Source organism: Sphingomonas sp. BE138, assembly GCF_031456125.1.
Taxonomy (GTDB): Bacteria; Pseudomonadota; Alphaproteobacteria; order Sphingomonadales; family Sphingomonadaceae; genus Sphingomonas.
Genome location: NZ_JAVDUC010000010.1, coordinates 41,054 through 66,700 on the forward strand (window position 1 = coordinate 41,054; position 25,647 = coordinate 66,700).

The 25,647-nt window shown below is 67.9% G+C and carries 25 protein-coding genes and 1 tRNA gene; 12 read left to right on the forward strand and 14 right to left on the reverse strand.

Going from position 1 to position 25,647, the window contains the following annotated elements:
- The first annotated feature begins 3 nt into the window (after positions 1-3).
- Positions 4-3,126 carry a type II toxin-antitoxin system ParD family antitoxin gene (locus J2Y58_RS13310; RefSeq protein WP_310103850.1) on the forward strand — a complete coding sequence of 1,041 codons (3,123 nt, stop codon included), beginning with the start codon at positions 4-6 and terminating at the stop codon, positions 3,124-3,126.
- A 176-nt stretch (positions 3,127-3,302) separates the two neighbouring features.
- Here the strand turns inward: J2Y58_RS13310 and J2Y58_RS13315 are convergent, their stop codons facing one another.
- The 4 genes from J2Y58_RS13315 to J2Y58_RS13330 all read right to left on the reverse strand — a co-directional run bounded on the left by J2Y58_RS13315 (position 3,303) and on the right by J2Y58_RS13330 (position 5,821).
- A complete protein-coding gene (locus tag J2Y58_RS13315; protein ID WP_310103852.1) occupies positions 3,303-3,626 on the reverse strand; it encodes a hypothetical protein in 324 nt (107 codons plus the stop codon).
- Positions 3,627-3,676: 50 nt separating this feature from the next.
- Positions 3,677-3,883: a hypothetical protein gene (locus J2Y58_RS13320; protein ID WP_310103854.1), complete on the reverse strand. Its 207-nt coding sequence runs from the start codon at positions 3,881-3,883 to the stop codon at positions 3,677-3,679.
- A gap of 87 nt (positions 3,884-3,970) precedes the next feature.
- Positions 3,971-4,702, reverse strand: a complete 732-nt coding sequence (locus J2Y58_RS13325; protein ID WP_310103856.1) for an NTP transferase domain-containing protein — start codon at positions 4,700-4,702, stop codon at positions 3,971-3,973.
- A 12-nt stretch (positions 4,703-4,714) separates the two neighbouring features.
- Positions 4,715-5,821, reverse strand: coding sequence for an inositol-3-phosphate synthase (locus tag J2Y58_RS13330; protein ID WP_310103858.1), 1,107 nt, complete (start codon positions 5,819-5,821; stop codon positions 4,715-4,717).
- Positions 5,822-5,951: 130 nt separating this feature from the next.
- Between J2Y58_RS13330 and J2Y58_RS13335 the strand changes: the two genes are divergently transcribed.
- Complete coding sequence (locus J2Y58_RS13335) at positions 5,952-6,821, forward strand: CDP-alcohol phosphatidyltransferase family protein (RefSeq protein WP_310103860.1); 870 nt, start codon at positions 5,952-5,954, stop codon at positions 6,819-6,821.
- Between the two features lie 64 nt (positions 6,822-6,885).
- Positions 6,886-7,428, forward strand: coding sequence for a superoxide dismutase family protein (locus J2Y58_RS13340; protein ID WP_310103862.1), 543 nt, complete (start codon positions 6,886-6,888; stop codon positions 7,426-7,428).
- Positions 7,429-7,430: 2 nt separating this feature from the next.
- On the opposite strand, the gene J2Y58_RS13345 is transcribed toward J2Y58_RS13340, so the two are convergent.
- The gene (locus J2Y58_RS13345; RefSeq protein ID WP_310103864.1) at positions 7,431-8,981 is read right to left on the reverse strand and encodes an MFS transporter; all 1,551 of its coding nucleotides are present in this window, start codon (positions 8,979-8,981) and stop codon (positions 7,431-7,433) included.
- A gap of 55 nt (positions 8,982-9,036) precedes the next feature.
- The gene (gene thpR / locus J2Y58_RS13350) at positions 9,037-9,579 is read right to left on the reverse strand and encodes an RNA 2',3'-cyclic phosphodiesterase (RefSeq protein ID WP_310103866.1); all 543 of its coding nucleotides are present in this window, start codon (positions 9,577-9,579) and stop codon (positions 9,037-9,039) included.
- Positions 9,580-9,700: 121 nt separating this feature from the next.
- Between thpR and J2Y58_RS13355 the strand changes: the two genes are divergently transcribed.
- From J2Y58_RS13355 to J2Y58_RS13370, 4 genes are all read left to right on the forward strand, one after another.
- Positions 9,701-10,441 (forward strand): Bax inhibitor-1/YccA family protein, encoded by a 741-nt coding sequence (locus tag J2Y58_RS13355; RefSeq protein WP_310103868.1) that lies wholly within the window; start codon positions 9,701-9,703, stop codon positions 10,439-10,441.
- A gap of 84 nt (positions 10,442-10,525) precedes the next feature.
- Positions 10,526-11,332 carry a transglutaminase family protein gene (locus tag J2Y58_RS13360; protein ID WP_310103870.1) on the forward strand — a complete coding sequence of 269 codons (807 nt, stop codon included), beginning with the start codon at positions 10,526-10,528 and terminating at the stop codon, positions 11,330-11,332.
- Between the two features lie 30 nt (positions 11,333-11,362).
- Positions 11,363-11,656, forward strand: a complete 294-nt coding sequence (locus J2Y58_RS13365) for a hypothetical protein (RefSeq protein ID WP_310103872.1) — start codon at positions 11,363-11,365, stop codon at positions 11,654-11,656.
- Positions 11,657-11,867: 211 nt separating this feature from the next.
- Entirely contained in the window at positions 11,868-12,407 is a 540-nt protein-coding gene (locus J2Y58_RS13370; RefSeq protein ID WP_405053105.1) for a hypothetical protein, read from the forward strand.
- Between the two features lie 86 nt (positions 12,408-12,493).
- Here the strand turns inward: J2Y58_RS13370 and J2Y58_RS13375 are convergent, their stop codons facing one another.
- The 4 genes from J2Y58_RS13375 to J2Y58_RS13390 form a co-directional block, all read right to left on the reverse strand.
- Positions 12,494-12,703: a barstar family protein gene (locus J2Y58_RS13375; protein WP_310103876.1), complete on the reverse strand. Its 210-nt coding sequence runs from the start codon at positions 12,701-12,703 to the stop codon at positions 12,494-12,496.
- Positions 12,685-13,404 (reverse strand): extensin family protein, encoded by a 720-nt coding sequence (locus tag J2Y58_RS13380; protein WP_310103878.1) that lies wholly within the window; start codon positions 13,402-13,404, stop codon positions 12,685-12,687. The genes J2Y58_RS13375 and J2Y58_RS13380 overlap by 19 nt, the downstream gene beginning before the upstream one ends.
- Positions 13,405-13,424: 20 nt before the next feature.
- Positions 13,425-14,195: an NUDIX domain-containing protein gene (locus J2Y58_RS13385; protein WP_310103879.1), complete on the reverse strand. Its 771-nt coding sequence runs from the start codon at positions 14,193-14,195 to the stop codon at positions 13,425-13,427.
- Positions 14,196-14,205: 10 nt separating this feature from the next.
- Positions 14,206-14,281 (reverse strand) — tRNA-Ala (locus J2Y58_RS13390).
- A gap of 241 nt (positions 14,282-14,522) precedes the next feature.
- On the opposite strand from J2Y58_RS13390, the gene J2Y58_RS13395 reads away from it, so the two are divergent.
- From J2Y58_RS13395 to J2Y58_RS13415, 5 genes are all read left to right on the forward strand, one after another.
- A complete protein-coding gene (locus tag J2Y58_RS13395; RefSeq protein WP_310103881.1) occupies positions 14,523-15,908 on the forward strand; it encodes a DUF2171 domain-containing protein in 1,386 nt (461 codons plus the stop codon).
- Positions 15,909-16,032: 124 nt separating this feature from the next.
- Positions 16,033-16,803: a 3'-5' exonuclease gene (locus J2Y58_RS13400; protein ID WP_310103883.1), complete on the forward strand. Its 771-nt coding sequence runs from the start codon at positions 16,033-16,035 to the stop codon at positions 16,801-16,803.
- A 72-nt stretch (positions 16,804-16,875) separates the two neighbouring features.
- Positions 16,876-18,384 (forward strand): ATP-binding protein, encoded by a 1,509-nt coding sequence (locus tag J2Y58_RS13405; RefSeq protein ID WP_310103885.1) that lies wholly within the window; start codon positions 16,876-16,878, stop codon positions 18,382-18,384.
- The gene (locus J2Y58_RS13410; protein ID WP_310103887.1) at positions 18,381-18,830 is read left to right on the forward strand and encodes a response regulator; all 450 of its coding nucleotides are present in this window, start codon (positions 18,381-18,383) and stop codon (positions 18,828-18,830) included. Before J2Y58_RS13405 ends, J2Y58_RS13410 begins: the two co-directional genes overlap by 4 nt.
- Positions 18,831-18,832: 2 nt before the next feature.
- Positions 18,833-19,861, forward strand: a complete 1,029-nt coding sequence (locus J2Y58_RS13415) for a histidine kinase dimerization/phosphoacceptor domain -containing protein (protein WP_310103889.1) — start codon at positions 18,833-18,835, stop codon at positions 19,859-19,861.
- A gap of 35 nt (positions 19,862-19,896) precedes the next feature.
- Here J2Y58_RS13415 and metH read toward each other — a convergent pair whose 3' ends face one another.
- From metH to J2Y58_RS13435, 4 genes are all read right to left on the reverse strand, one after another.
- The gene (metH, locus tag J2Y58_RS13420) at positions 19,897-22,569 is read right to left on the reverse strand and encodes a methionine synthase (RefSeq protein WP_310103891.1); all 2,673 of its coding nucleotides are present in this window, start codon (positions 22,567-22,569) and stop codon (positions 19,897-19,899) included.
- A gap of 129 nt (positions 22,570-22,698) precedes the next feature.
- Positions 22,699-23,745 (reverse strand): homocysteine S-methyltransferase family protein, encoded by a 1,047-nt coding sequence (locus J2Y58_RS13425; RefSeq protein WP_310103893.1) that lies wholly within the window; start codon positions 23,743-23,745, stop codon positions 22,699-22,701.
- Positions 23,742-24,683, reverse strand: coding sequence for a methylenetetrahydrofolate reductase [NAD(P)H] (gene metF, locus J2Y58_RS13430; RefSeq protein WP_310103895.1), 942 nt, complete (start codon positions 24,681-24,683; stop codon positions 23,742-23,744). Before metF ends, J2Y58_RS13425 begins: the two co-directional genes overlap by 4 nt.
- A complete protein-coding gene (locus tag J2Y58_RS13435) occupies positions 24,680-25,618 on the reverse strand; it encodes a metalloregulator ArsR/SmtB family transcription factor (protein ID WP_310103897.1) in 939 nt (312 codons plus the stop codon). The genes metF and J2Y58_RS13435 overlap by 4 nt, the downstream gene beginning before the upstream one ends.
- Between the last annotated feature and the right edge of the window lie 29 nt (positions 25,619-25,647).

The window sequence follows — 25,647 nt, forward strand, 5'->3', positions numbered from 1 at the left end:
AGTATGGCCCAACGACAAGCGCGCAACGTGTCGCTCACTCCGGAACTGGAGTCGTTCATCACCGACAGCCTCGCGACCGGCGACTATGGCAATGCCAGCGAGGTGGTGCGCACCGCCCTGAAGCTGTTGCGCGATCAGCCGGGCGCGCGCGAGACTGCGCGGGCGGACTGGCCGGTCGGCGGCGGCGAGACCGGCGCGATGATTCGCGAGGCCGACTGGTCGCGCCACGCGCTGGGTCCGGTGGATCGCTGGTCGCCCGCGCTGCGCGTGACGGTGGCGAACGTCGTGAATTCGCCGGTGCCCAAGGTGCTGATGTGGGGTCGCGACGGCGTCATGCTCTACAACGATGCCTATCGCGAGATCGCGGGGACGCGGCACCCTGCGGCAATGGGTCGCACCGCGGCGACGATCTTTCCCGAGATCCGTGACTGGAACCAGGCGGTCATCGACCGCGGCATGAACGGCGAGGTCGTCAGCTACCGCGACCAACCGATGACGTTGGTCCGCGACGGGCAGCCGGTGCAGCTCTATTTCGATCTGTTCTACACGCCGGTGTTCGAGGGCGACGGATCGGTCGGCGGCGTCCTGTGCACCGTGATCGACAATACGGCCCGGCTGACGCTGGAGCAGCGCGTGGCGGCGAGCGAGGCAGAGCTGCGCACCGTCACCGACGCGCTGCCGCTGCTGGTGTCGTTCATCGACCGCGACCTCGTCTATCGCTACGCCAACCAATATTATACCGACTGGTTCGGGATCGGCGTCGACCAGGTCGTCGGGCACCACACCCGCGACGTGATCGGCGCGGAAAATTTCGAGCGTCGCCGCCCGTTCATGGAGCGGGCGCTGGCGGGCGAGACGATCGTCGGGGACGAGTTGATCCGCCACGGCGACGGATCGTGGCGACGTGCGGACATCCGCTACCTCCCGCGGCGCAACGCCGTGGGAATTGTGGTCGGCTTCCAGGTGATCGTGCTCGACATCGAGGACCGCGCGTTGCGCGAGGAAGCGTTGAACGACAGCAATGCGCGGTTCCGCGCCGCCGTAGAGGCGATGCACGGCGTGCTGTGGACCAACGATGCCGAGGGGAGAATGGTCGGCGAGCAGCTCGGTTGGGCGATGCTGACCGGGCAGACGCCCGAGCAATATCAGGGCTTCGGCTGGGCCGATGCGGTTCACCCCGACGACGCGCAGCCCACGGTCGCGGCGTGGCAGAAGGCGGTGGCGTCCAAGTCGACCTTCGTGTTCGAACATCGCGTGCGGCGGCATTGCGGGACGTGGCGGACGTTCGCGATACGTGCCGTGCCGCGCATCGACGCGCGCGGCGAAATCGCGGAATGGGTCGGCGTCCACACCGACATCACGCACCAGCGCGCCGCCGAGGCCGCGTTGCGCGACCATGCCGAGCAACTCGAGCGGCAGGTGCGGCATCGTGAGCGCGCCGAGGAGCAGCTGCGCCAGCTCAACGAGACGCTGGAGACGCGCGTCATCGACGAGATCGCGTCGCGCCATGTCGCCGAGCGCAAGCTGGCGCAGGCGCAGAAGATGGAGACGGTGGGCAAGCTGACCGGCGGCGTCGCGCACGACTTCAACAATCTGTTGCAGGTCGTCTCGGGCAACCTCCAGCTGCTGCAAAAGGACATCGCCGGCAACCAGCGGGCGGAGACGCGCGTCGCCAACGCGCTGGCGGGCGTGTCGCGCGGCTCGCGGCTGGCAGCGCAGCTGCTGGCGTTCGGGCGGCGACAGGCGCTGGAGCCCAAGGTCGTCAACGTCACCCGCTTCGTGCGCGGGATGGACGACATGCTGCGCCGCGCGATCGGCGAGGGGATCGAGGTGGAGACGATCTTCGGCGGCGGCTTGTGGAACACCTTCATCGACCCCGGCCAGATCGAGAATGCGCTGCTGAACCTCGCGATCAACGCGCGCGACGCGATGGAAGGGCAGGGCAAGCTGACCATCGAGCTGGCGAACGCGCATCTCGATGACGATTATGCCCGCCGCCACGACGAGGTGGTGCCCGGCCAATATGTGATGCTGGCAGTCAGCGACACCGGCTGCGGCATGTCCGACGACGTGATGGCCAAGGTGTTCGAGCCGTTCTTCTCCACGAAGGCGGAGGGCAAGGGCTCGGGGCTTGGGTTGTCGATGGTCTATGGCTTCGTCAAGCAATCCGGCGGGCACGTGAACCTGTATTCGGAGCCCGGGCATGGCACGACGATCCGCCTCTACCTGCCACGCGCGATGGAAAGCGAGGATCTGGAGGTCGTAATCGACAACGGCCCGATCACCGGCGGAACCGAGACGGTGCTGGTGGTCGAGGACGACGACGAGGTCCGCGCGACGGTGGTCGAGATGCTCGGCGACCTGGGCTACTGGGTGCTCAAGGCCGTCGACGCACAAAGCGCGCTGAGCGTGGTGGAAAGCGGTATTCCCATCGATCTGCTGTTTACCGACGTGGTGATGCCTGGGACGCTCAAGAGTCCCGAACTGGCGCGCAAGGCGCGGCAGCGGCTTCCGGACATCGCGGTGCTGTTCACCAGCGGCTATACCGAGAACTCGATCGTCCATGGCGGGCGGCTGGACGCCGGGCTCGAGCTATTGTCCAAACCCTATACGCGCGAGGCACTGGCGCGGAAGGTGCGGCATGTGTTGGCCAACCAAGGTCAGCGGCAGCGGAGCGTGGCCGAGATACCGGCCGTCGCGCCGACCCGCCCGGCGCCGATGCCGACGGAGGCGCGTCGTACCATCCTGCTGGTCGAGGACGATGCGCTGATCCGCAGCGCCACAGCCGAGGTGTTGCAGGAGGCCGGGCACGTGGTGGTCGATGCCGCCAGCGCCGAGGAAGCGATGGCGGCACTCCAGACCGCGCCGATCGACGTGCTGGTCACCGACGTGCATTTGCCGGGCTCGTCGGGGCTGGAGCTGGCAGAGCGTGCCGCGGAACTGCGGCCGGGCATTCGTATCGTGGTGGCGAGCGGCGACGTGAGTGCGGTCAGCGATGTGCTGCCCGAGGGTCATCTGCTCGCCAAGCCGTATGGCGCGCGCGAACTGCTCGCGATCGTCGAGGACGGCGCATTGGCGTCGAAGGAAGAGACGCACGTGGACGAGCGGGCCGAGGGGCTGGAGTAGACCGGCTCAAGCCGAAGGCTCGTCGACGGACGCTCGTTCTCTCCGGACATGGCGAGGTGAGCGGCGTCCGCATAGGTCAAGGCCGCTTCATGACCCCTTAGCTGGCTTGATGGGCACCGAGCAAGCGACGGACCACCTTCTGCCGGCACGACTTGAGGAGCCGGAGAACGCGAAGATCAGTCGTGATGATCGCTGCCTTTACCGGTCAGCGGCGCACCGTGGCCACCGGCGCTGTCCGCGTCCGGGTCTTCGCCGTCGTGACCGCCGCCCGCACTCGAACCGCTGCCGCGGACTTCGCCCGTCTCCGGGTCGAAGGAGGCCCGGCGACCGGCGTCGGTGGTGCCCTCAGGCACTTGCGACGGCTTCGGCGCGACGGAGCCGGCGGGCATCTCGTCGCCCAGGCGGCGCTCGTCGTCGAGCGTGTAGCCCTGGCCGAATTTGCCGGAGTCCTTGTCGAAGGCGGGCCGGCGGCGGTGCTGCGGATCAACGGGGTCGGTCATATAGTCTCAACGCCGTGACGCCCGTCGACGATCCGTCACCGACGCGTGATCTATCGACGCGGGTCCTTCGCCGTCCCGGACTGCTCGGCGGCAAGCGCCATCGCCTGCGCAGAGCCGGTCGCGGGTTTGACGCGGACGGTCGGCTCGTTGCGGCCGATCGTCAGGTACAGCACTCCTGCGATCAGGACGCAGATCGCCAGTAGCGCTGGCCAGCCGGCGAAGCTGCGATGCGTCAGGTGGCGATGATCGTGGCTCATGCGTAGCGCTCCGGCAAGGAAGAATGCCGGTGTGAATAACCGATGTTATCGGCGCGTTCCGCGCTGGAGAGTGAGATTTTGTTGCTGTCAGGCGGCGTGTTGATGCGCGTCGTACGCCGCCATTGCGGCCTCGGCCTGCGCCAGGGCGCGGGGATCGTCGACGTCCAGCCACCAGCCGTCGCCGATGTCGGCGACGCGAGCGCCGCCCGCCGCGGCCAGCGCCTCGACGCCAGCCGAGATCGACCCGGCGCCGCCCCCGGCAATGGAGGCGCGGAGCGCGGCGTGGAAGCGGGCATCGACCGCAAAAACGCCGGTGTCGTAGCAATCGTAGTCGGGCAGGTGCTTGCCGATGGCGACGATCCGATCGCCATCGGTCCGCACACGGGTAACATCGTCGAGGTCGACAAGCGGGTTGCCGAGCCGGCGGTCGACCCCCAGCACCAGCGCGGCGTCGGGTGCCGCCGCGACACGGGCGATCAACGCGGGGTCGACCAGATGATCCGCCATCATCAGCAGGTGGCGGCGCGCGCCGACCGCCGCAGCGCCGGTCAGCACCGAGTGGCCGTTGGGCAACGACCAATCGGGCGTCCGCACGCACGTGACAGGGACGCCCAGCGTCGCGGCGGCGAGCGCCAGGTGCCGCTCGAGCCGCTCCGCCTCATGACCGGTGACCACCGTCACGGCGGTCACCCCGCCGGCGATGGCGGCACGTAGCACGCGCTCGATCAGCGGCACGCCATGGACGAGCGTCAACGGCTTGGATGGGGACACCTCGCGCAGCCGGCTGCCGTAGCCGGCCGCGACGATCAGCGCGTGCAACGCAAGGCTTCCTTACTCGGCGGCGAGGCGTGCGTCGGCGTGGATGAACTCGTTGGTCATCGCCGCCGCCACGTCGTCCGTCACCTGCTGGGGCGGGTGCTTGCAGAAGAACGCCGACGGACCTTCCAGCGCGCCGCCGATCCCGCGCTCCAGCCCCAGCTTCACGCAACGGATCGCATCGACCACGACCGCCGCCGAATTCGGCGAATCCTCGACCGACAGCCGCAGCTCCAGGTTCATCGGCACGCCGCCGAACAGGTCGCCCTCCAGCCGCAGGAAGCAGAGCTTGTTGTCGCCCAGCCACGGGATGTAGTCCGACGGGCCGACGTGGATGTTCTCGTCCGCCAGCCGCTCGGCGATCACCGCCTGCACCGCCTCGGTCTTCGACTCCTTCTTGCTCGCCAGCCGGTTGCGGTCGAGCATGTTCATGAAGTCGGTGTTGCCGCCGGTGTTCAGCTGATAGGTGTGATCGATCGTCACGCCGCGCTGTCCGAACAGGTTCGACAGCACGCGGTGGACGATGGTCGCACCGACCTGCGCCTTCACGTCGTCGCCGATGATCGGCAGGCCGGCATCCGCGAACTTCTTCTCCCATTCCGGGCGCGACGCGATGAACACGGGCATGCAGTTGACGACGCCGAGACCGGCCTCCAGCGCGCATTCCATGTAGAATTCGGTCGCCTCCTGGCTGCCGACGGGCAGGAAGTTGACCAGGATTTCGGCGCCCGAGTTCTTCAGCTCGGCAACGATTTCCGCCTTTTCGGCGTCGCGCGTGTCATTGATCTCGAACCCGCGATCGTTGGCGGCGGTCAGCATGTGCGGCGCGACGCCGTCCAGCTTGGCCCCCATCTTCACGATGGTGCCGGTCTTCGGCACGTCGGCATGGAACACCTTGGTGCAGTTCGGCTTGGCGAAGATCGCCTCGCCCAGATCGAGCCCGACCTTGCGCGAGTCGACGTCGAACGCAGCCACGAATTCCATGTCGCCGACCTTGTAGCCGCCGATGTCCTCGTGGATCAGGCCCGCGGCGGTATTGCTGCCGGCGTAATGATATTTCCCCTGTACGAGGCTGCTTGCGCAGTTGCCGACACCGATAACCGCAACCTTGATCGTCGCCATTCTACCCCACTTGCCGGCGCTTAGCCGGACGATAAACAAAAACGTTGCCGCTTCGTGACAGATACGAGGCATCTGTCAAGCGAGCCGATGCCCTGTATAGGCGCCGTGGGGCAATCTCGCGAGGGACCGCGTGAACGAATCTGAAACGGCTGTGGCGGGAAAGCCGCGCGAGTTGCAGGGTTTTCTGAACCGGACGATTTACCATCCGCTGGCGCACCGGCTGGCACGCGCATTGGTGCCGACTCCGATCACGCCGAACATGGTGTCGGTCGCCGGCGCCGTCATGGTGATGGTCACCGCGGTCCTCTATGCCTGGGTCGCGACGCCGGCAGCGATCGCGCTCGGCTTCTTCCTGCATTGCGCGTGGCATGTCGTTGACGGTGCAGACGGAGCGCTGGCGCGGATGTCGGGGCGCGCTTCGCCCTCGGGCGAGATCGTCGACGGGCTGTGCGACTATGCCGGGCACGGCGTGCTCTACCTGCTGCTGGCCGGCGCGCTGGACGACCGGATCGGCTGGATCGCATGGCCGATCGCGATTGTGGCCGGCTTCAGCCGCGCCGTGCAGTCGGTGTTCGCGGAGAGCCAGCGCCGTACCTATCAATGGTGGGCTTATAATACGCCGTGGCTGCAGAACGCGAAGGCCGAGGGCGGTGGCATCGGCGTGGCGCTGTCCAACCTGTACCTGAGCGTGTGGCACGCGCTGTCGCGCCCGACGCAGCGGGTGAACGCGCTCGTCGCCAGCGCGGAGGCCGATCCGCCCGAGCGGCGGCGGATCGCTGGCATCGCGCGCGAGGTCGGCTCGCGGGCGCTGCCACTGCTGGCCGCACTGGGGGCGAACCCGCGCACGATCCTCCTGGGGCTGAGCATGATGGCGGGCACGCCCTTGTGGTTCTTCCTGATCGAGATCGTCGTGCTGAATGTCGCTCTGGCGCTGGCGATCGTGCAGGCGGCGTACCTCGGCAAGCGGATCGCGGCGCTGATCGCCAGCGGGCACCGCTAAGGCGCCGGAACCCTGCCGGGCGCAGCGGGTTGCCCGGCCAGACTTCAGTGGAGGAGGACGAGCGATGCGACGGATGGCGATGGTGGCGGGGATCGGTGTGGCGACGCTGGTGCTGGCGGCCTGCAACGACGAAGGCAAGATGGACACCGGCACGCCGGTCGCGGGCGGCGCACGCGCGGTGGCGATGCTGATGAGTTCGACCGGAACCCCAGTGGGCCGCGCGACCGCAACCGAAGTGGCTGGCGGAGTTCGCTTCACCGTCGACGCAACGGGGATGCCGGCGGGCACGCACGGCGCGCACGTCCACACGACCGGACGCTGCGACGCGCCGGACTTCACCACCGCGGGCGGCCACTGGAACCCGAACCAGAAGAAGCACGGGACGATGAACCCGCAGGGCCCGCACGAGGGCGACCTGCCAAACCTCGTGATCGCCGCCGATGGCCGCGGTACGATCGGTGCGGTCATCCCGGGCGCAACGCTCGCCGGGTTGATGGACGCGGACGGCGCCGCGATGGTCGTTCACGCCGGCCCCGACGACCTGATGACCGATCCCAGCGGCAATTCGGGTGGCCGGATCGCCTGCGGCGTCTTCCAGCCGGCCTGAGGTCAGATCGGCTCGCCCGCCGCCCGTGCGCGCGCCTCGCGCGTGCGCTCGGCGGCGGGGAAGCGACGATAGGCGACCAGCCCCGCCACGAGCGTGAGCGGCACGCTGAGCAGCAGCGACAGCATCCCCGTCGACAGACTGCCGGTCAGCGTCGAGATACGGCCGGCGAGATACGGCCCCAGCGCCAGCCCGATCAGTGTCGTGCCGATGAAGAAGGTCGCGGTGGCGGTGCCGCGCATCCTTGGCAGGACCAGATCCTGCGTCGCCGCCGCCGCGGCGCCGAGCCCCCATGCCGCGAACACCTGCGCGCAGAAGACGCAGGTGTAGAGCACGACCGGGGTGACGGTCGTGTACCCTGCGATCATGAAGGGCACCGGCAGCACCGCGCTGGCGATCACCGGCACCAATCTTCCGGCCGGGTTGCGGCGGCGCATCCGGTCCGCGATCAGCCCGCCCGTCGTCACCCCGATGAACCCCGCCGCCGCGCCCGAGCCGCCGATGAACAGCCCGGCTTCGGCAGGTGACACGCCGAGCACGCGGATGGCGTACGGTGCGGCCCAGAAGCTCGCGGCATAGGCCATGAAAGCGTTGAGGCCATAAGCGACGACCGTGCACAGGAAGGCGGGGGTGCCGACGATCAGCGCGTAGGTGGGCGGATCGCGATGACGCAAGGCACAGCCCCAGGAAAAGACCGCATAGGCGCCGACCCCGACCGCGATCCATTGCGGCAGCGGCTCGCCTGCGAGGTGCAGCACCGCCACGACCGCGATCGTCACGGCGAGCGCGACCATGTTGACGAGGAGCGCACGCTGGCCGAGCCGCGCGGCGCCGATCAGCGTCAGCGGCGGCAGGATCGTCAGCAACTCATCGGTGAAGGCGCGGAATGGGGCGGGATGGGCCGGCGGCGCCGGCAATCCTTCGATCGCGCCGCGCACCGGCTCGCGGAGCGTGCTGACCACCGCGGCGAGCAGCAGGCCCGGCAGCCCGACCGCCAGGAATGCCGCCTGCCATCCGGCGAGCCCCAGCGGACCGCCGGCGGGATAGGCGTGATCCCATTTCTGGACGATGAGTCCACCGATGAACAACGAGCAGCCGCCGCCGACATACAGGCCCGCCGAGTAGATCGACAGCGCGGTGGCCCGTCGCTTCCTTGGGAAATAATCGGAGATCAGCGAATAAGCGGAAGGGGACGCGGTCGCCTCTCCGATGCCGACGCCGACGCGTGCCGCGGCCAATTGGGTGCCGCTCGCCGACAGGCCCGAAAAGGCGGTCATCGCCGACCACAGGGACAGCCCGGCGGTCATCAGGCGTACCCGATGCCAATTGTCCGCCAACCGCCCGAGCGGGATGCCGAAGAGGGAGTAGAATACGCCGAAGGCGGTGCCGTAGAGGAAGCCGAGATCCTCGTCGCGCAGGTTCAGGTCGCGCTTGATGTCCTCGGCAAGGATCGAGATCACCTGCCGGTCGACGAAGTTGAGGACATAGACCAGGAACAGCAGCCCCAGCACGTACCATGCATAGCCGCTCGCGCGGGCGTCATCGTCTCCGGCCATGCATCCTCCCGATTTTGCCCGGAGCCTATCAGACCCGGCCGCCAAGGGAAGGACGCTAATTCAGCGGCCAACGCGCGACCGCTTCGTAGCGGGCGCCGTCATGCGCGAGCACGCTTTCGTACAGCGTCAGGTGCGGCATGGTGAAATCGGGAGAGGCGAGGGCGGCGTGGTCGGCGATCCAGCGGTCTGTCGCCACCGGGTCTGCAGCGCTGCGTGAGAAGCGCGCGAGCGTGACGTGCGGCAGGTAGCGGCGTGGATCGGCGGCCACCCCGGCGCGGGCAAGCGCCTGGTCGACCTTGCGATGAAGCGCCGCCAGCGGCTCGCCCGGCAGCACGCGCGCCCATAACGTGTCGAGGCGTCCGCGTCGCTCGAACGTGCCGACGCCGTCGATACGCACGCGGGGCGTCGGGGCAGCGACCGTCGCGAGCGCGGCAGCGACATCCTCGGCCTGGCGCCGGTCGACCTCGCCGACGAAGCGGACCGTGCAGTGCAACTGCTCGTCATCCTGCCAGCGCGCGCCAGGTAGGCCGCCCATCGCATCGAGCAACAAGGTGCGGATCGCGGGCGGCGGACGCAGGGCGACGAAGAGGCGATGCATAGGGCTGTAACGAACCTTTGCTGCGGCCGTTGCGGGTCGCCGGCTTCCTTGAAATACGGGAACCGACGCGCGATATTCCCGCTGTCCGACCCATTCGTTCGGATGAAGGAGCAAAGAGACAATGGCCAATTGGTCCGATCCCCGGCCCTCCGCTGCCCCGTTCGGCGGGACCGCTTCGGGCACCCGCACGGAGGCGCGCGACGCCGGCCTGCGGTCGTACATGCTGTCCGTCTACAACTACATGGCCTCCGGCGTGCTGTTGACCGGCATCGTCGCCCTGGCATTCGCGTTGTCGGGTTATGCTCAGGCAGTGTTCGGCACGCCGCTGCGCTGGATCGTGGCGCTGGCGCCGCTCGCGTTCGTGTTCGCGATGAGCTTCGGGCAGGGCAAGTTCTCGACGTCCACGCTCAAGGCGATGTTCTGGGGCTTCGCGGTCGCGATGGGCTTGTCGCTGTCGTCGATCTTCTTCGTCTATTCGCCGCTCGCCATCGCGCAGGCGTTCGCCGCCACCGCGGCGGGCTTCGCGGCGCTGAGCCTCTACGGCTACACGACGAAGCGTGACCTGTCGGCGTTCGGCACCTTCCTGATCATCGGTCTGGTCGGTCTGATCGTCGCCAGCCTGATCAACATGTTCGTTCAGTCGGGCCCGATGGGACTCCTGATCTCGCTGGTCGGCGTCCTGCTGTTCGCGGGTCTGACCGCCTATGACACGCAGCGGACCAAGAGCCTGTACCTCCAGGTTGCGGGCTACGGCCCGGAGATGGTTGGCAAGGCGGTCGTGATGTCGGCGCTGAGCCTCTATCTCGACTTCATCAATATGTTCCTGTTCATCCTGCGGCTGTTCGGCGGGAACCGCGACTGATCCAGGGGATTGAGTGACGAACGTCAAAGGCCCGGCGGGTGACCGCCGGGCCTTTTTTCTTCCTCTTCGCAAAGGATTGCGCCGATGCGCTTGTCGATCGAGTCGGTGCTCGACTACGGATTCCCGCTTCCCGCCGACGTGCTGCTGCAGATCGAGGTGGCCGCGACGCCCGATCAGTTCCTGGAGGCGCAGTCGCTGGTGATCGAATCGGACCATCCGATCCGCGCGGTCGCAGGCGAGGAGGGGATCGGGCAGCGGTGCTGGGCACGGGGAGAGGGACGGCTCGTAGCGCGTTACACCGCGACGGTGACGATTGATCGCGCGGTGGTGCGGCTGGACGAACTGCCCGCAACGCCGGCGGCGCGCCTGCCCGCCGCGACGATCCCGTACCTGCTGCCCAGCCGGTATTGCGAGGCGGATCGGTTCGACCATTTCGTGCGGCGCACCTTCGGCGGGCTGTCCGGCGGCGCACTGGCGGTGGCCCTGGCCGATTGGGTGCGCACCAACCTCGAATATGCGCCGGCGCCGCTTGGCGGCGGTGCGCTGCATACCTTTGCCGAGCGGCGCGGCGTGTGTCGCGACTATGCGCACCTGCTGGTTGCGCTGGCGCGCGCCGCGGGGATTCCGGCGCGGTGCGTGTCGGTCTATGCGCCCGGCGTCGACCCGCCCGATTTTCATGCCGTCGCTGAGGTATGGTTGGATGGCGCCTGGCACTTGCTAGATGCGACCGGGATGGCACGCGCCGACGAGATGGCGCGCGTCGGTGTCGGGCGCGATGCCACCGACATCGCGTTCATGACCATCTTCGGCGCGGCCACCTTGTGGGAGCAGCGCGTCGCGGTTCGGCGGCTGGAACAGGAACGCCCGCCGCGATCCGGCGTTGACGTGTAAGCGAATATGTCCGGACGAGGAGGGTATGAGATGACCGAAGCGAGCGGAATCGACGAGCGCGCGCTCGACAGCCTGTCGGTTGCGCCCACCGCCGGCAATTCGGGCGGATCGAAGGATCCTCGGCAGGATGCGGGGCAGGACCGCTCGATCGACAAGCGGCTGTCGAAGCACCCGAACAGTGACGATGCGCGGCTGGACGAGGGTCTGGACGAGACGATGGACGCTTCCGATCCGGTGTCGATCACGCAGCCGGGGCGCAGCGAGCCGGCGCCGTCATCGGGCTTCGATGCGGCCGAGGAGGCCGAGCGCCAGCGCGACGCATGATCCGCGCTGCGACCGATCGTTGCCGATCGGTGGCGCTTTACTGTCGTTTTCGTTCCCGGCTCCTCCGTTCGTCGCATCCATGTTGCGGTGCGGCACGGGGCGTGCTGATTTATGACGGCCGGAAGACGGCATCGTTAAGCTAAGTGTTAACCACTTTGCTGCATTCTTCCGGGCGTTGGATCTTGCACGGCGGGGTGTGGCGATGGGTAGAATGAAGGCGGCCGAAGGCGCGATGACACTCGCCGAGATGAAGGAGTTCGCGACCTTCCCGGCGGCGACGCAGCGGTATATCCGTCGCAGCCTCGACGTCGGGCTCGACCGGGACGATGCGCTGGCGCGGTGGTCGCGCGACGTTGTCGAGGCGGCGAGTATCCGTGCGCAGGCGCAGCATTATCGTCGTCTGCCCGCGATCCGCGCCGTCGTCCCCGACGATAGTGGGTTGGACGCTGCCGAGCAGGTGCTGGCGCCGCTGATCACGCTGGCGGCCTTCGACCTGGGGCAGGGGAGGATCACGTCCTTCTCGGCATTTCGCTTCCTTTTCGAGCGACTGGTTGGCGCGAAGGTGCGCCCATGGCTGCCGTCCGCCTTCTGCGCTGCCGCCGCGATGCCGCAGCTGCACCCCGAATTGCGCCGCCGGCTACTCCAGTCGATCAGCGAGGCGGCGGCGACCGCATCGGGATGGTCCTCGCGTCAGCCGTCGTTCTTCCCGCACTGGGTCGAAAAGGTCGACACCGCCGCGCTGCCGCACTGATCGTCAGGCGAAGCGGGGCGGGATCGGCACACCGATATCACGGCCCGCATCGTCGAACACCCTGCGTGCGCGGTGAAGGTACTCGGTCAGCGCCCGGGCAGGGGGCGCGCGACCACGATCTCGACCATTAACGGCGGACGAACGCGATCCTCTCCGGCGACCAGACCGGCGTACAGTGCGTTGAGATTGCGACCGTGCCATGCTGGCGCGCCGAGCGCCGGCAGCAGCGCCGCCCGGAAATGCTCGCGCGTCTGCCACGCGCGCGCGTCCAGCCGGATCAGCGGCACGCCCGCCATCCCGCCGCCCCGCGTTCTGCCTGATCGAAATGGAAGTGGTCGTGGTGCGCGGCATTGTAATCCGGGGACAGCACGGTGGCGAACAGCCGGCACGCCCCGTCGCGCACCTCGCGCAGGAACGCGGCTTTGGTTTCCCGATCCGTGCCGCTACCCTGCCAGTCGCGCGCCACGCTGATCCGCGTCCCGTCCGATAGCCGGAAGCCCGCGATGTCGATCGCGTTTGCGCTGGCATGTTCGCTCCAGGCGCCCGCGTCGCGACCGTAGAGGCGGCGGCACGAATAGCTGCCGAAATGATCGACGCGAACGACTTGCGCGTCGAAATGGCGGCGCGCGGCCGGCGAGACCACGTCCCATTCCCACATCGCGAGCGCGGCGGCGATCGGGCAGGCGATCCCGATCCCGGCAGGCGACAGCGCCACCTTGCGTGCGCCGCCTTCGATCAGCCGCACCGCATCGTCATAGCCGCATTGCCCGTCGCGGCGGGTGGGTAGCGCGGTGTAGCGAACGCCCGATTGCGTCAGCAGCCCGCGGCACGCCGGCGCATCACCGGCCAGCGCGGTCAGCTTGCGCCCGGTGAACGCGCCGATCGGCTGCCCAAGGTCGAGCGGAGTCCACGGCAGATCCTGCGGCCGCCCGCGCAACGTGCCCCACGCGACCAGCGCCAGCGTCCCGAGCAGCAGCAGCGCGACGGCCCACGCCATCAGCCGGCGAACGCCGCGTGCTATCCGCGCTGCACGGCGTCCAGCCGCTCGGCGGTGATCGGATAGCCGAGATCGTCCGGAATGCAGAGATAGTCCTCCCCGTTTCGCTGTTCGAGCCAAGGAACGATCGTCCGCGACGGGCGCGCCCGCGCGTCCGCGACCGCCGCGGCATGCGTTCGAAACAGGGCAAGCCGTTCCAGGTTGCGCCGGGTGGGAAAGATCAGCGTCAGTCGCCCGGCGGCGGCATCGTCCAGCACCGCGCGCGCGCTCGCCCAGCACAGCCGGACGTTCTCGGTACCGTCGACCTGCGGCGCGGGTGCGTCCGCAGGCAGCGCGGCCAGATAGAAGCGCGCGTCGAAGCGTCGCACGATCCGGTGGGCGGGGCACCATCGCGCGAACGGCACCAGCGCATCGGTCGCAAGCGTCGCGCCGATCGCGGCGAGCGCCGGGCCGAACGGCACGCCGCGCCGCAGGGCCGTGCGCAGCGTCGCCAGCGCGGCGGCGTCGGGCATCGCTGACAGCCCGATAGGTAGCCCGGCCTCCTCGATCGTCTCGCGGATCGCGGCGATGCGGGCCGCGCCGTCGTCCAGGTCGGCCGGGCTAAGCATCTGCGCCAGAGAGACATCGGCAGGGTCGACCCGACCGCCGGGAAACACCATGGCGCCCGGCGCGAACGCCATCGCGCCCGCTCGCTCGACCATCAGGATCTCAGGATCGGCGCCGCTGCGATCGCGCATCACGATCAGGGTCGCGGCGGGAATGGCATCAGCGGCAATGGCGGGATTTGTCATCGGCGGCGGGTGGTGGAGCTGAGGGGAATCGAACCCCTGACCTCTGCAGTGCGATTGCAGCGCTCTCCCATCTGAGCTACAGCCCCGCCCGCCGATACCCGGTATTGGCCGGGAGCGACGCCCTTAGACGCGATCTGCCGGCGATGCAACAGCCGTTGGCGCCACTCCTTGAACTTTCGTCGGCGGACAACCCGAGCCACATGCGGGATGAAAGTCCGTTGCCCTGGCGAAACGACAGGAACGATTGCGCTGGATCAGCTTTCCTGTGGCACCGGTGCGACGCCGCCGAAGCGGTGCGCATCGCGTGTCTGACGCAGGAGAATCATCATGGGCTATGAACGCTATCCGCGCGGTACCGACCCGAAGGGCGATTACTACGGACGCAGCGAGACGCAGGACTATGGCCGCGACTATGGCTCGGGCCGCAGCGGCAGCTATTCCAGCGCGCGCGACTACCAGGCAGCTGGCGCGTTCGACCGCGATGGCGAGCGCGGCGACCGCGAATCGCATCGCCAGCGGGAGTCGTACGGCCAGCGCGGCTCCTACGGCCAGCGCGACGATTATGGCCAACGCGACGATTATGGCCAGCGTGGCGCCTACGGGCGCGGGTCCTACGGTCGCAACGATTACGGTCATGACAGTTACGGCCAGCGCGAAGGCTACGGCCGCCAGCAGGGCGGCTTCGGCAGCTATGGCCGCGACGATGACGACCGCGGCTATCGCGGGCAGCAGCGCGGCGATTATCGCGATCGCTACAGCGAACGCCAAGGCAATTACGGCCAGCAGTACGGCCAGTCGCGCTATGGCCAGTCGAGCGGCCAAGGCGGCGAATATCACGGCAGCTACGCCTCGGATGGTCGCCGCTTCAACGACGTCGGCCAGCACGCGCACGACGATGACGACAATTACCGCAACCGCGGTCAGGCGCGTCACCGCGACCGCGGTGCCGATTACGGCCGCCAGCCGCAGGGCTACGACTACGAGGATCGCGGCTTCTTCGCACGCGCAGGCGACGAAGTGCGCAGCTGGTTCGGCGATGAGGAGGCCGAGCGCCGCCGCGAGGCCGACAGCCGCTATGACGAGCGCTATTACCAGCAGCAAGGCCGCTCGGATCGCGACAGCGACTACCATAACTGGCGTTCGGGGCAGATCGCCGCGCTGGATCGCGATTACGACGAATATCGGCAGGAGAATCGCTCGCGCTTCGAGAACGAATTCTCCACCTTCCGCAGCGAACGCCAGACGCAGCGCGCGTCGCTGGACAAGGTGAAGGAGCATGACGAAGTGCTCGGTTCGGATGGCGCGCACGTCGGCACGGTCGACAAGGTGCGCGGCGACCGCATCCTGCTGACCAAGAACGATGCCGATGCCGGCGGCCAGCACCATTCGATCCCGTCGCGCTGGATCAAGTCGGTCGAGGACAAGAAGGTGACGCTGTCCAAGACCGCCGACGAAGCCAAGCAGCATTGGCGCAACGAAGAGCAGAATCAGGCGATGTTCGGCTACGGCGATCGCGACCGCAAGACGTCGTCGTCGACGACCGGGGCGACTGGGTCGAACAGCACGTCGTCTTACGGCGCGACAGGCAGCACCGCGACTGCGGGGTCGGCTTCTGGCACTACGCCCGGTTCGACCGCCGGCGGTACGACGGGTTCGAGCACCGCCTCCGACAAGGACACGAACCTGAACAGCAGCTTCTCGGGCACTTATTGATCCGCCGAAGCGTGTGCCCCGCTGACGAAGGGGCGCCGGGAACGGGAGCCTCGGACCGGACGGCCCGGGGCTCTTTTCCGTGCGGCATGGCAATTCGCACACGAAAGCCCCACATCGCGACGGCATGATGTATCCCCGTCGCACGCAATCGCAGATCATCCGCGTCATCGACCTCGAAACAACCGGCTCGGCGCCGCCCGCGCATGCGGTGTGCGAGGTCGGCTGGCAGGATGTTGCGCTCGGTGCGGACGGGCGCTGGGAATTGTACGGCAAAGGGGGCAACATCCTCGTCAATCCTGGGCGGCCGATGCCTGCGGTGACACAGGCGATCCACCATATTCGCGATGAGGACGTCGCCGACGCGCCGTGGTGGCACGATGTCGCGCGCCAGGTGCTCGATCCGTACCCGCGCCGCATCGCGCTGGCGGCGCACCGTTCGGCGTTCGAGGAGCAGTTCTGCACGCCTGCGCTGACGCATGGCGCGGACTGGATCTGCACATGGAAATGCGCGCTGCGGCTGTGGCCGGATTCGCCCAGTTATTCCAACCAGGTTTTGCGTTACTGGCGCAAACCGGCCGGGCTGGACCATGAGCGCGGCCTGCCGGCGCACCGCGCCTTCCCCGACGCCTATGTCACCGCGCATCACTTGCGCGACCAGTTGAACGAGGCATCGGTAGCACAGTTGATCCAATGGTCTAGCGAGCCCGGGCTGCTGCCGCGCGTTCGCTACGGCCCCGATCGCGGCAAGGAATGGCGCGAGATCGAGGAGGAAAGTCTGGTCAAGTTCCTCACCGATCGCGATCCGGACGTGCGGTTTACCGCCGAGACCGAGATGGCGCGTCGTCGCGGGGGCGGGCTGGTCGGGCGGATGAGTCCGCAGGAATTGCTGCTGTAAGACGACCGATCTGCATCAGCCGGGGTCTGTCCCGACTGGCGCAATGCCGCGACAGGCGATAACGGCTGCGTAATGGCCGACCCGCCCGCCGCCTCGCCGACCAACCGCGCGCTCGCGCGTCGCATGACCGCGCTGATGGCGCTCGGCTTCTTTGCGTTGCTGCTGGTCGGCTATGCCGCGGTGCGGGTCATGCAGCGCAACGAAGTGCACACGCGGCTGGTCGAACACACATACCGTGTCGAGAATGCGGTGCTGAATGTCCGCCGCCTGATCGAGGAGGCGGAAGCCGCGCGCCGGGGCTATATGCTGGTGCCGTCGCGGACGGTGAGGCTCGACAGCTATCGTCGCGCCGAGCGGGAGACCCCCGTGGCACTGCGGACGCTCCAGCAGCTGACGCGCGACAATCCGGTCCAGCGCCGGTTCAACGACGGGCTGCACGTGCAGCTCGCCAGCCTGTCGGCGCGGCGCGCAAACACGATCGCGCTGCTCGAACGCGGCGATCGTGCCGCGGCGATCGCCGCGTTCGGCGACGATGCGGAACTCCGCGACATTCGCACGATCCGCAACCTGCTCGACCGGATGGCGGCGGTCGAACGCCGGCTGATGACGCGCCGCGACGCCGAGCTGCGCGCCAGCGAGCGTGCGTTCTACGCGACCATCCTGCTGGGTGGGGTGGTGCTGGCGGTGGTGGCGGTCATCTCGACGCTGACGATCATGTCCTACACGCGCGACCTGTCGCGGTCCGACGAGGCGCTGCGCGAGTTGAACGCCGGGCTGGAGGATATGGTCGCCGCGCGAACGCAGGACCTGACAAGGGCTAATGAGGAGATCCAGCGCTTCGCCTATATCGTCAGCCATGACCTGCGTTCGCCCTTGGTCAACGTGATGGGCTTCACCGCCGAACTCGAGACCGCCGCCGCGGCGCTTCGCGGGCTGGTAGAGCGCGTCGATGCCGAGGCGCCGATGGTGGCGAGCGAAGAGGCGCGACTGGCCGCGACCGAGGACCTGCCCGAGGCGATCGGCTTCATTCGTACCTCGACGCAGAAGATGGACCGCCTCATCAACGCGATCCTGCAACTGTCCCGCCAAGGGCGGCGTGCGCTGTCGCCCGAAAAGATCGACGTCGCCGCGCTCGTCGGGCAGATCGGCGAGACGCTGTCGCATCGGCTGGCGGAAACCGACACGACACTCACGGTCGAGGATCGGTTACCGGTGGTGGTCAGCGATCGGCTGGCGCTAGACCAGATCCTGTCGAACCTGATCGAGAATGCGGTCAAATATCTGCGCCCCGGCGTACCCGGGCGCATCACGGTCAGCGGGCGGCGCGAGCGCGACCGCGTGCTGTTGGTCGTGCGCGACAATGGCCGCGGCATCGATCCGCGCGATCACCAGCGCGTCTTCGACCTCTTTCGCCGCTCGGGCGCGCAGGACCGGCCGGGCGAGGGGATCGGCCTCGCCACCGTCCGTGCGCTCGTCTTCCGGCTCGGCGGCACGATCGACGTCGCCTCCACTCTCGGCGAGGGCGCGGCCTTCACGCTCGCGCTCCCGCTCGTCCTCGCCAAACAGGAAACCGCCGCATGAACGCCCCGCAATCCGTGAACATTGTGATGATCGAGGATGACGAGGGCCATGCGCGCCTGATCGAGAAGAACATCCGCCGCGCCGGGATCATGAACCCGATCCGCCACTTCACCGACGGCACCAGCGCGCTCGACTATATCTTCACCGACGAGACCGGCCCGCAGCTGAACGGCCCGGCGCTGGTGTTGCTTGACCTCAACCTGCCCGACATGAGCGGGACCGATATCCTGGCGAAGATCAAGACCAGCGACGGCCCGGTCAAGCGCACGCCGGTCGTCGTCCTGACCACCACCGACGACAGCCGGGAAATCCAGCGCTGCTACGACCTGGGCGCCAACGTCTACATCACCAAGCCGGTGAACTATGAAAGCTTCGCGCAGGCGATCCGCCAGCTGGGGCTGTTCCTGTCGGTGATCCAAGTCCCCGATCTGGGCGACGCGCACTGACGATGGACGCGCCCCGCATCCTCTATATCGACGATGACGCGGGCATCCGGCGGCTGGTGACGCGCGCGCTGGAGCGGCGCGGCTATCGCGTGACCGTCGCCGACGGCGGTGAGGCGGGGGTCGCCGCGGCGGCGGCCGAACCGTTCGACGTGGTCGCGGTCGACCATTACATGCCAGGCATCGACGGGCTGGAGACGATGGCGCGGCTGGCGGCGCTGCCGGACGCCCCGCCGATGGTCTATGTCAGCGGATCGGAGGAGACGCAGATCGCGCTGGCGGCGCTGCGCGGCGGCGCGGCGGACTATATCGTCAAGACCGCGGCCGACGACTTCTTCGACCTGCTCGACGCGACGTTCCGGCAGGTGATCGAACGCGCGCAGCTTGCACGGGCCAAGGCGCGGGCCGAGGACGAGCTGCGCGCCAGCAACGCACGGCTGGAGGCCTTGCTGGCCGAGGTGAACCACCGCGTCGCCAACTCGCTGCAACTCGTCTCGGCGATGGTCCGGATGCAGTCGAGCGCACTGACCGACCCGGCCGCTCGCGCCGCGCTGGAGGACACGCAGGCGCGGATCAGCGCGATCGCGCAGGTCCACCGGCGGCTGTACACCGGCGACGACGTCGAGAGCGTCGATATGCTCGACTATCTGACGCAGCTGATCGACGAACTGACGCAGACGTGGTCGACGGAGGATTGCCCGCGCGCACTGGTGCTGACCGCAGAGCCGCTGCGGCTGCCGACCGATCGTGCGGTGTCGCTGGGGGTGATCGTCACCGAGCTAGTCAGCAACGCCTGCAAATATGCGTATCCGAGCGGCGCAGGCGAGGTGCGCGTGCAATTGGCGAAGGACGGCGACGAACGCTTCCGGCTGACCGTCGAGGATGACGGGATCGGGCTGAGCGATGCCCCGCCCAGGGGCACCGGCGTCGGCACTCGCCTGATCCGTGCGATGGCGCAGAGCCTCGACTCGATCGTCGAATACGACCGCACCCACACCGGCACCCGCGCGATCGTCGCCGCCGCTTTGGGGTAAGCGCGTCGCCCCTGTGGAGGCAGGGGCGACGATGTTCAATCCAGGTTCGGCCGCAACAACCGCGTCGCGCGTTCCTTGTCGACGCCCAGCCGCTGCGCGTAATCCACCAGTTGGTCCTCGCCGATCCGCGCCACGCCGAAATATTCGGCCTGCGCGTGCCCGAAATAGAAGCCACTGACCGCCGCCGTCGGTAGCATCGCGAAGCTCTCCGTCAGCTCCAGGCCGACGTTCTCCTCCGCCGCCAGCATCTCGAAGAGCCGCACCTTCAGCGAATGTTCCGGACACGCCGGATAGCCCGGCGCTGGACGAATGCCGCGGTATTGCTCGCGGATCAGCGCCTCGTTGGTCAACTGCTCGTCGGGGGCATAGCCCCACAATTCGCGTCGGACGTGCGCGTGCAGCGCCTCCGCGAACGCCTCCGCCAGACGGTCCGCCAGCGCCTTCAGCAGGATGTCGTTGTAGTCGTCATTGTCGGCCTTGTACCGCGCCAGATGCGCGTCGATGCCGTGGATGCCGACCGCGAAGCCGCCGATCCAGTCGCCCGCCGGGTCGATGAAGTCCGCCAGGCACATGTTCGCGCGCCCTTCGCGCTTGGCGATCTGCTGCCGCAGGAACGGCAGCCGCGTCGAATGCTCGTTGCGCCGGTCGAGGTCGGGAATGTTGAAGCCCTCGGGTACGCTGCCGCCATCGGGCGAGCGATGATCGGCGATGTGGCGATCGTGCACCCACACGTCGTCGTCGTGGCGGTGGCACGGCCACAACCCGGCCACGCCGCGCGCCGTCAGCCACTTTTCCGACACGATACGGTCGAGCATCGCTTGCGCATCGGCATACAGCGACGACGCGCTCTCGCCGACGACCTCATCGGTCAGGATGGCGGGGTAATTGCCCGCCAACTCCCAGGCGCGGAAGAACGGCGTCCAGTCGATATAGTCGCGCAGGTCGGCCAGGTCCCAGTCGTCGAACACGTGCACGCCCGGCTGCTTCACCGGCGGCGCCTTCAGCGACATATCGGCCGCGAAGCCGCGCTTGCGCGCTTCTTCCAGCGGCAGCAGGTTGTTCTGCCCCTTGCCCTCCCGCGCATCGCGGACCGCCTGGTAATCGGCGGCGACCCCGGCGACATAATCGTCGCGGATCGTGTCGGAGACGAGCGTCGTTGCGACACCGACCGCGCGGCTGGCGTCGAGGACGTGGACGACCGGCCCGGTATAGGCCGGCGCGATGCGCAGCGCGGTATGGACCTTGGAGGTCGTCGCCCCCCCGATCAGCAGCGGCATGTGCATTTGCGCGCGCTGCATCTCTTCTGCGACGGTCACCATCTCGTCGAGCGAGGGCGTGATGAGCCCCGACAGCCCGATCATGTCGGCGTCATTCTCGTTCGCCGCTTCCAGGATTTTCGACCACGGCACCATCACGCCCAGGTCGATCACCTCGAAGCCGTTGCACTGGAGCACGACGCCGACGATGTTCTTGCCGATATCGTGGACGTCGCCCTTGACGGTCGCCATCACGACCTTGCCCTTGCCCTTGGCGCCCGGCTCCTTGGCGGCCTCGATGAACGGCATCAGGTGCGCGACGGCCTTCTTCATGACGCGCGCCGACTTCACCACCTGCGGCAGGAACATCTTGCCGCTTCCGAACAGGTCGCCGACGACGTTCATCCCGTCCATCAGCGGCCCCTCGATCACCTCGATCGGGCGCGCATACATCTGGCGGCATTCCTCGGTGTCCTCGACGACATGCGCGTCGATGCCCTTGACCAGCGCATGCTCGAGCCGCTTGGTCACCTCCCAGCCGCGCCATTCCTGCGCCGCCTTCTCGGCGACCGCATCGGTGCCGCGGAAGCGCTCGGCGAGCGCGACCAGCCGGTCGCCGGCCTCGGGATCACGGTTGAGGATGACGTCCTCACACGCCTGCCGCAGTTCCGGGTCGATCTGGTCGTAGACGTCGAGCTGCCCGGCGTTGACGATCGCCATGTCCATGCCGGCCGGGATCGCGTAATAGAGGAATACCGAGTGCATCGCGCGGCGCACCGGCTCGTTGCCGCGAAAGCTGAACGACAGGTTCGACAAGCCGCCCGAAATATGGACGTGCGGGCAACGCGCCTTGATCTCGCGGCATGCCTCGATGAAATCGACGCCGTAGTTGTTATGCTCCTCGATCCCGGTCGCGACTGCAAAGACGTTGGGATCGAAGATGATGTCCTCTGGCGGAAAGCCGATTCCGGTCAGCAGCGTGTAGGCGCGCTCGCAGATCTCGACCTTGCGCGCCTGCGTATCGGCCTGCCCGACCTCGTCGAAGGCCATGACGACCACCGCCGCGCCGTAATTCATGCACTTGCGCGCATGGGCAAGGAACTGCTCCTCGCCTTCCTTCATACTGATCGAATTGACGATCGGCTTGCCGCTGACGCACTTCAGCCCCGCCTCGATCACGTCCCACTTCGAGGAGTCGATCATGATCGGCACGCGCGCGATGTCGGGCTCGGCGGCGATCAGTTTCAGGAAGGTCGTCATGGCCTGGTGCGCGTCGAGCAGCCCCTCGTCCATGTTGACGTCGACGACCTGCGCGCCATTCTCCACCTGCTGCCGAGCGACCTCGATCGCGCGGTTATAGTCGCCGGCGAGGATCATCTTCTTGAACGCCGCGGAGCCGGTGACGTTCGTGCGCTCGCCGATGTTGACGAACTGGGTGGAGGTGGTGGTCATCATTTTCTTCTTTTTAGCTCTCTCCCCTCCGGGGAGAGGGTTTGGGAGAGGCTGTGTCTCACTGCGGGTAGCGTCCGGGGCGGCGCCTCACCCAACCCTCTCCCCGCAGGGAAGGGGGCTACGTGCGCGCTACTCCGCCATCGTGAACGGCTCGAGGCCCGCCAGCCGGGTTCGCACCTCCGGCACCGCGACCGTGCGCGGGGCCATGCCACGGACGTGGTCGGCGATCGCCTTGATATGCGCGGGCGTCGAGCCGCAGCAGCCGCCCAGCACGTTGACCTGGCCCGCGAACGCCCATTCGCCGACCAGCCCGGCGGTCGTCTCGGGCGCCTCGTCATACGCACCCAGCTCGTTGGGGAGTCCCGCATTGGGATAGACCATGATGAGCGTGTCGCAGAGTTCGCTCAGCGTCTTGACGTGGGGCCGCAGCTGTTCCGCCCCGAACGAGCAGTTCAGCCCGATCGTCAGCGGTTTAGCGTGGCGCACCGCATGCCAGAACGCCTCGACGGTGTGCCCCGACAGGTTACGCCCCGACAGGTCCGTCAAGGTCATCGACAGCATGATCGGCAGGTCGCGCCCCAGCGCTTCGCCAGCCTCAATCGCCGCCATGATCCCGGCCTTGGCGTTCAGCGTGTCGAACACGGTCTCGATCAGCACGAAGTCCGCGCCGCCCTCGACCAAGGCGTCGATCTGCTCGCGGTATACGTCCTTCAGATAATCGAAGTCGATCTCGCGATAGCCGGGATCGTTGACGTCCGGCGACAGCGACAGCGTCTTGTTGGTCGGCCCGATCGCGCCCGCCACGAAGCGCGGGCGGCCATCCTTCGCCTGGAATTCGTCGGCGATCCGCCGCGCCAGCTTTGCGCTCTCGACGTTGATCTCGCGCACCAGCCCCTCGGCGCCGTAATCGGCCTGGCTGATGCGGTTGGCCGAAAAGGTATTGGTCTCGGCAATGTCTGCCCCGGCCTCGAAATAGGCGCGGTGGATCGCCTCGGGCACCTCGGGCTTGGTCAGCGCCAGGATGTCGTTATTGCCCTTCTGATCGTGGCCCAGCGTCAGCGGACCGGCGTAATCCGCCTCCGACAGCTTCCAGTTCTGGATCTCGGTCCCGAACGCGCCGTCGGTGATCAGGATGCGCTTGGCCGCCTCGGCGTTGAAGGTGTCGCGAATGTTCATGCCGCCGCCCTTTCCTGCGCCGGGCGCGTGCGTACGCCCAGCAGGTGACAGATGGCGAAGCTCAGCTCCGCCTTGTTCATCGTGTAGAAGTGCAGCTGCTTGACCCCGCCGGCATAAAGCTTGCGGCACAGTTCGGCCGCGACCGTCGCGGCGACCAGCTGCCGTGCGGCGGGGTGGTCGTCCAGCCCCTCGAACAGCCGCGTCAGCCAGCCGGGCACGTCGGTGTTGCACATCGCCGCCATGCGCAGCACGCCCGCGAAGCTGCCGATCGGCATGATGCCGGGCACGATCTCCGCGGAGATCCCCGCCGCGGCGGCGGCATCGCGGTAGCGGAAGAACGTCTCGGGCTCGAAGAAGAATTGCGTGATCGCGCGGTTGGCGCCCGCGTCCAGCTTGCGCTTCAGGTTGTCGAGATCGGCGGCGAGATCGGCCGAATTCGGGTGCATCTCGGGATAGGCGGCGACCGAAATCTCGAACGGATGCAGCCGTCGCAGCCCTTCGACCAGCGCGGCGGCATTCTCATAGCCGCCGGGGTGAGGAGCGTAATCGGCCGCGCCCGCCGGCGGATCGCCTCGCAGCGCGACGATGTGCCGTACGCCCGCCGCCCAATATTCCTGCGCGACCGCGTCGATCTCCGCACGCGTCGCCTCCACGCAGGTCAGGTGCGCGGCGGCCGGCACCTGCGTCTCGCGGGCGATACGCGCCACCGTCGCATGGGTGCGGTCGCGCGTCGACCCGCCCGCGCCGTACGTCACCGACAGGAAGCGCGGGTTGAGCGGGCAGAGCGTCTCGATCGACTGCCACAGATTCTCTTCGGCCTTGTCGGTCTTCGGCGGCGAGAATTCGAAGCTCACCTCCACGTCGCCCCCGACATCGGCATAGAGCGGCGCCTCCAGCGCGCGCCGCGCCTCTTCGAGCTGATTGACCGAGAACGTCATGCCGCCTTTACCTCCCGCACCGGTGCGCCTTGCTTGCGCCCGAGCCACAATTTGACCGTCAGTTCGCCGCCCTCCAGCGTCTCGACCCGTTCGAGCGCCAGCCCCGCAGTCGCGAACCAGCCCGCGATCTGCGCATCCGCGAACCCGAGGCGCGTGTGCGCGTCCCGCGCGCGCAACTCCTCGCGATCGTGGCTGGCAAAATCAGCGATCAACAGGCGCCCGTGCGCATCCAGGACGCGCGCCGCCTCGCCGATCGCGGCACCGGGCTGCTGCGCGAAGTGGAGGACGTTGTGCAGGATCGCGACATCGACGCCCCCGTCCGCGACCGGCAGCGCATAGAGATCCGCCTGGCGAAGCTCGGCCTGTTCCCCGACGCGTGCGCGCGCGAGCCGCAGCATCTCGCTGCTCTTGTCGATCCCCAGCACATGACTGGCCGCCGGCGCGAATAGCTCGATCATCCGCCCGGTGCCGGTGCCGATGTCGATCAACCGCCCGAGCGACCGCTCGCCCAATAGCGCTCGCATCGCCGCCTCGACCTGCTCCTCGGCGACGTGGAGCGAGCGGATCGCGTCCCATTCGCCCGCGTGCGCCTCGAACCACGCCGCCGCCGCCGCCGCCCGGTCGGCGCGCACCGCCGCCAGCCGCGCGACATCGGCCTCGACATCGGCGGCGACCCCATAGGCTTCCAGCGCCGCCAGCACCGGCGCGACGCGCGCCCGCTCGCCCAACGCCACGAACACCCAACTGCCTTCCTTGCGGCGTTCCGCCAGCCCGGCGTCGCACAGGATCTTGACGTGGCGCGATACGCGCGGTTGGCTTTGCCCCAGCACCTGCGCCAGTTCGCCGACCGACAATTCCATCGCGCCGAGCAGCGCGACGATCCGCAGCCGCGAACCGTCGGCAAGCGCGCGAAAGATGTCGAGGGCGAGTTTCATGGCGACCACATATAAAGATATCTTTATAT

What these genes read in the sequence shown, in the direction of transcription:
- J2Y58_RS13310 (WP_310103850.1), top strand. Translation starts at nt 4, where the DNA reads ATGGCCCAACGACAAGCGCGCAACGTGTCGCTCACTCCGGAACTGGAG.
- J2Y58_RS13315 (WP_310103852.1), bottom strand. Translation starts at nt 3,626, where the DNA reads ATGACCGACCCCGTTGATCCGCAGCACCGCCGCCGGCCCGCCTTCGAC.
- J2Y58_RS13320 (WP_310103854.1), bottom strand. Translation starts at nt 3,883, where the DNA reads ATGAGCCACGATCATCGCCACCTGACGCATCGCAGCTTCGCCGGCTGG.
- J2Y58_RS13330 (WP_310103858.1), bottom strand. Translation starts at nt 5,821, where the DNA reads ATGGCGACGATCAAGGTTGCGGTTATCGGTGTCGGCAACTGCGCAAGC.
- J2Y58_RS13340 (WP_310103862.1), top strand. Translation starts at nt 6,886, where the DNA reads ATGCGACGGATGGCGATGGTGGCGGGGATCGGTGTGGCGACGCTGGTG.
- J2Y58_RS13345 (WP_310103864.1), bottom strand. Translation starts at nt 8,981, where the DNA reads ATGGCCGGAGACGATGACGCCCGCGCGAGCGGCTATGCATGGTACGTG.
- thpR (WP_310103866.1), bottom strand. Translation starts at nt 9,579, where the DNA reads ATGCATCGCCTCTTCGTCGCCCTGCGTCCGCCGCCCGCGATCCGCACC.
- J2Y58_RS13355 (WP_310103868.1), top strand. Translation starts at nt 9,701, where the DNA reads ATGGCCAATTGGTCCGATCCCCGGCCCTCCGCTGCCCCGTTCGGCGGG.
- J2Y58_RS13360 (WP_310103870.1), top strand. Translation starts at nt 10,526, where the DNA reads ATGCGCTTGTCGATCGAGTCGGTGCTCGACTACGGATTCCCGCTTCCC.
- J2Y58_RS13365 (WP_310103872.1), top strand. Translation starts at nt 11,363, where the DNA reads ATGACCGAAGCGAGCGGAATCGACGAGCGCGCGCTCGACAGCCTGTCG.
- J2Y58_RS13370 (WP_405053105.1), top strand. Translation starts at nt 11,868, where the DNA reads ATGAAGGCGGCCGAAGGCGCGATGACACTCGCCGAGATGAAGGAGTTC.
- J2Y58_RS13375 (WP_310103876.1), bottom strand. Translation starts at nt 12,703, where the DNA reads ATGGCGGGCGTGCCGCTGATCCGGCTGGACGCGCGCGCGTGGCAGACG.
- J2Y58_RS13380 (WP_310103878.1), bottom strand. Translation starts at nt 13,404, where the DNA reads ATGGCGTGGGCCGTCGCGCTGCTGCTGCTCGGGACGCTGGCGCTGGTC.
- J2Y58_RS13385 (WP_310103879.1), bottom strand. Translation starts at nt 14,195, where the DNA reads ATGACAAATCCCGCCATTGCCGCTGATGCCATTCCCGCCGCGACCCTG.
- J2Y58_RS13395 (WP_310103881.1), top strand. Translation starts at nt 14,523, where the DNA reads ATGGGCTATGAACGCTATCCGCGCGGTACCGACCCGAAGGGCGATTAC.
- J2Y58_RS13400 (WP_310103883.1), top strand. Translation starts at nt 16,033, where the DNA reads ATGATGTATCCCCGTCGCACGCAATCGCAGATCATCCGCGTCATCGAC.
- J2Y58_RS13405 (WP_310103885.1), top strand. Translation starts at nt 16,876, where the DNA reads ATGGCCGACCCGCCCGCCGCCTCGCCGACCAACCGCGCGCTCGCGCGT.
- J2Y58_RS13410 (WP_310103887.1), top strand. Translation starts at nt 18,381, where the DNA reads ATGAACGCCCCGCAATCCGTGAACATTGTGATGATCGAGGATGACGAG.
- J2Y58_RS13415 (WP_310103889.1), top strand. Translation starts at nt 18,833, where the DNA reads ATGGACGCGCCCCGCATCCTCTATATCGACGATGACGCGGGCATCCGG.
- metH (WP_310103891.1), bottom strand. Translation starts at nt 22,569, where the DNA reads ATGACCACCACCTCCACCCAGTTCGTCAACATCGGCGAGCGCACGAAC.
- J2Y58_RS13425 (WP_310103893.1), bottom strand. Translation starts at nt 23,745, where the DNA reads ATGAACATTCGCGACACCTTCAACGCCGAGGCGGCCAAGCGCATCCTG.
- metF (WP_310103895.1), bottom strand. Translation starts at nt 24,683, where the DNA reads ATGACGTTCTCGGTCAATCAGCTCGAAGAGGCGCGGCGCGCGCTGGAG.
- J2Y58_RS13435 (WP_310103897.1), bottom strand. Translation starts at nt 25,618, where the DNA reads ATGAAACTCGCCCTCGACATCTTTCGCGCGCTTGCCGACGGTTCGCGG.